The 3,985-nt window shown below is 65.2% G+C and carries 2 protein-coding genes and 1 pseudogene; all 3 read left to right on the forward strand.

Going from position 1 to position 3,985, the window contains the following annotated elements; translation table 11 throughout:
- The first annotated feature begins 742 nt into the window (after window positions 1-742).
- Window positions 743-2,149, forward strand: a complete 1,407-nt coding sequence (locus FVW20_RS09080; RefSeq protein WP_196609161.1) for an outer membrane homotrimeric porin — start codon at window positions 743-745, stop codon at window positions 2,147-2,149.
- A 503-nt stretch (window positions 2,150-2,652) separates the two neighbouring features.
- A complete protein-coding gene (locus FVW20_RS09085) occupies window positions 2,653-3,423 on the forward strand; it encodes a hypothetical protein (RefSeq protein ID WP_196609162.1) in 771 nt (256 codons plus the stop codon).
- A 226-nt stretch (window positions 3,424-3,649) separates the two neighbouring features.
- A pseudogene (locus FVW20_RS09090) lies at window positions 3,650-3,985 on the forward strand (AraC family transcriptional regulator); the annotation flags it as partial.

Below are 3,985 nucleotides of genomic sequence, written 5' to 3' on the forward strand. Positions count from 1 at the left end.
GCCCGGTTCCCACTGGCCGGGGCCGGACTGCGGAAGCCCCGTTGCGGCGTGCGCGGCGGGCGGCGCTTCCGGCTGGCCGTGGGCCGCTTGCGGGGTTGCGGTGGGTGTGGACATGCGAACCTCCTGTTCTGCGCTCTTCGTTATTGCATAGAGCGCAGGAGAATGATCGTTGCACCGTATTGTGGCGTCGCGAATGCGAATGTGTTTGAAGGGTATGTAGCACAGGAAAGACTACCGTGGAAGTGGTGTAGCAAAAAATAGTAGTCTACTTGCATGGTAGATTTGATTGTATACCGCAATGGTATAGTTAAAATTAAACCGCAGTGGTAGAGAATGCATGTTGCTTGATGTGTCATGATACAGCATGGAGGAGGTGAATGCTGTGGCGTGTCGGGTGATGTGTCGATTTGAATCGGGGCGTTTCAAGGGTGTGCCGAAGTCGGGATGTCGTTGACGTGAAGAAACATGCGCCAGGGGCGTTGGCCCGGGCGTGTGCGGCATGGTTCCCATGACGCCGGCGATGTGTCTGGCGCAGGGCTTCGCTGGTGGGGCGGCTGCACAGGCGCGAAAGGTGCGCTGGCGAGGAACGTGGATGTTCCATTTATGATATTGACTATGAAAATCGTTTTCAGTATCTAGCACGGAAACGTCCGCCGTACCCCTGCGCGGCGCGGCGTTGCACTGGGCCGCGCGGCGCCACTGCCGTCCGGCCCGTACATATTCCTGCAAGGAAGGAGGAAGCATGAAACGTTTGATCACGCTGCTGCTGGGCGCGGCGCTGCTGTGCGGCGCGGTGTCGCCGGCAAGCGCCGCCACCATCGAGGCCAAGGGCGAGTGGGCCTTCGACTTCTCGTGGACCGATGGCATGAACTACCGTTCCGCCAGCGAGGGCGGCGACAGCGAAGACGATTTCGCGGCCCACCAGCGGCTGCGCACCCAGATCGACATCATCGCCAGCGAATCGCTGCGGGGCGTGGTGTTTCTGGAAATGGGCACCACCACCTGGGGTGCGGAGGACGGCGCGCTGGGTTCCGATGGCAGGTCGGTGAAGGTGCGCCGGTCGTACATCGACTGGACCGTGCCCAACACCGAATTGCAGGTGCGCATGGGCTTGCAGGGCATGGATATGCCCGGCGCCACCTTTGGCGCCAACCCGGTGCTGAGCGACGAAGACGTGGCGGCCCTGGTGCTGAGCTACGCCGTCAACGAAAACGTGGGCCTCACCGCCTTCTGGGCGCGCCCCTACGACAACAATTCCGGCAACTCCGCCGCAGACGGCAACGACTTCGACGAAGTGGACCTGTTCGGCCTGACCGCGCCGGTGACCCTGGACGGCGTCAGCGTGACCCCGTACGTCCTGTACGCCTCCGTGGGCAAGGACGTGGACGGCACCGACACCGAATCGTGGGAAACCTTCCAGAACGGCATGCAGAGCCTGGGTGAACGCACCGGCATGGCTGGCGACGACACCACCATCCACAATGCCTGGTGGGGCGGCGTGGCCTTTGAACTGTCCATGTTCGACCCCTTTGCCGTGAAGATGGACTTCACCTACGGCAACAAGGACGCCGACGAAGACTACGCCACCCGCGAAGGCTGGCTGGTTTCGGCCATGGTCGAATACAAGATGGAGTCGGCCACCCCCGGCGTGTTCGCCTGGTACGGCAGCGGTGAAGACGACGACATCGACAACGGCTCCGAGCGCATGCCTTCGGTGTCGCCCAACGCCTGGGCGCCCACCAGCTTCGGTTTCCCCGGTTCCGTCTTCAACCAGGACAGCCAGTTTGCCCTCAACGGCGCGGGCCTGTGGGGCATCGGCGTGCAGGTGGCGGATATCTCGTTCGTCGAAAACCTGTCGCATCTCGTCCGCGTGGCCTACATGCGCGGCACCAATGATTCCGAACTGGTGAAGGATACCACCGGTCTGGCTGGCGTGCTGGCCCCGACACAGGGCGGCGTGTTCCTGACCGACAAGGACAGCGCCTGGGAAGTGAACTTCGACCACACCTACCAGATTTACGAAAACCTCACCTTCATCCTTGAAATGGGCTACATCCGCCTGGACCTGGACGAAGATGTCTGGGGCGCCGACGGCGAAGACCTGAACGCCGCCAAGAAGCTGACCTTCAATCTGGTATACGAGTTCTAGCCGTATCGTCCGGCGGTTGCGCGGCGTGACCGACGCAGGGTGCCGGCCGCAGGGACGATGGGGCCGCTCCGGCAGTGCCGGGTGCGCAAAGCAGTGGGGGCATGGCCTTTGGGCCATGCCCCCTTCGCGTTTGTCCCGTTGGGCGGCAACAGCATGGGGTGGCGGCACATTCGTGGAAGAATGCAGTACGTCATGGTGTAGGTGTGCGCTTGGTATGCGGAAAGATGGCAGGCGTGTTCAACTGGTGCGACTTTGCATTGCGAATGCGGTGTACAATGCGGAAATCCGCGTGCTATGCGAAAACGGATGGCCTTGGACAGGTTGTGTCGCACGCCGCGATGTGCGATTGGCGATGCCCTGTCGACGGGTTGCCCGGTGGATGCTGATGCGTGCCGGTGCATGTCGGCATGTGCCTCTGCGCTGCGGGTGGTTCGTTTCTGGCGTGTTTGCCGCATTTTTCGGCGGAGTGTCATGCATTCCGCCCACCACAAAAGGTGCCCCCCATGCCCATCGACGGTTGGCTCGAGGCACTGCCCGGGCGGGAAGACCGCTCCGCGGGCCGTCATGTGGCGGATGACGTCGCCCTGTTCGCCGGCCGCGACCACCCGCTGCTTTCCACCCGCACGGTGCGTCACCATGTCTCACGGCTCAGCGCGCATCTGCTTGCCGGGGACGCTTCGGGGCGCTCGGGGAGCACGGGATCCTCAGGCTCCGCAAACCCGTCGCGCGGCATGGACGACGGCCTGCGCCGCGCGCTGGTTGGCTATTCCCTGTACACCCGCCAGTTGGACATGGTGCAGGACCGCGCCACCAAGCGCATCTGCCGCGACGGCTGCGAACGCCCCCCGCTGGGCTGCTGCAACCGCAGCCACAACGTGGTGTTCAGCCTGTCGGACATCATGATGCAGCAGCCCACAGGGCGTGCCCTGCGCATGGGCGATGCGCTGGCCCGCCTTCAGGCCGAGGAGGGCGCCCATCACGCCCACGGCGCACCCATGGGCGAGCGGGGCTGCCCGTACCTGACGGCCACCGGTTGCACGCTGCATCTCTTCAAGTCGCCGCTGTGCGTACACTACCTGTGCCCCACGGTGGCCGACGCCCTGAGCGCCGCGCACGGCCCGGAGGCCGCGCCCTTCGTGGCGGGCATGCGCCGGGCTGCAACCCGGCAGTTGGAGCGCAGCGCCGATTTCATGGAGCCCGGCCTGATCGAGGCGGCGGTGCGGATGTTTGCCACCGATGGGGCGTCTGGCGGCACTGGTGGCGGTAGCGCCTGAGGCTCGCGGACTTCCTGGAAGGAGGAAGCGCAGCATGCCCCGGTTTCGCAGCGCGCGGATGCCCCGTGTCCGCGTCTGGCAGGAAATGCTTCTTGCGGGGCATTGCCGCCATGGCGGAGTGCCGATAGGCTGCCCGGAGCAGGTGACCGCCGCCCTTTTCGCCCATTGCCGCCTTTTGTCGGCCTTCCCGGTCCGCCTGCATGTCATCCCCCCCCGTGAGGTTCCCATGCCGCAGTGCGCGCGCCACATCGTGTTTGCCCTCTACCCCGGGTTCGTGGGGCTGGACCTTGCCGGTCCGCTCGACGTGTTCTCCTGCGCGGCCCGGCTGGCCGAGCGGCAGGGCCGCCCCGCGCCGTACCGTTGCCATTTCGTGGCGCGGGCCACGGGACCGGTGGTATCGTCGGCGGGACTGGCCGTGATGGCCGACACCACGCCCGAGGCCTTCGACGCAGCCGTTGCCGGCCCGAACGCCCGCGCCCCGCATACTCTCGTAGTGCCCGGTGGCGTGACCCCGGGTCGCGAAGGGGACGACCCGGACCTGCGCGCCATGGTGGCCGGGCTG

It is taken from the genome of Nitratidesulfovibrio oxamicus (genome assembly GCF_015731765.1).
Taxonomy (GTDB): domain Bacteria; phylum Desulfobacterota; class Desulfovibrionia; order Desulfovibrionales; family Desulfovibrionaceae; genus Cupidesulfovibrio; species Cupidesulfovibrio oxamicus.

Bases quoted from the DNA above. Each gene is read 5' to 3' on its own strand.
- FVW20_RS09085 (WP_196609162.1), top strand. From the start codon at position 2,653: ATGCCCATCGACGGTTGGCTCGAGGCACTGCCCGGGCGGGAAGACCGC.
- FVW20_RS09080 (WP_196609161.1), top strand. From the start codon at position 743: ATGAAACGTTTGATCACGCTGCTGCTGGGCGCGGCGCTGCTGTGCGGC.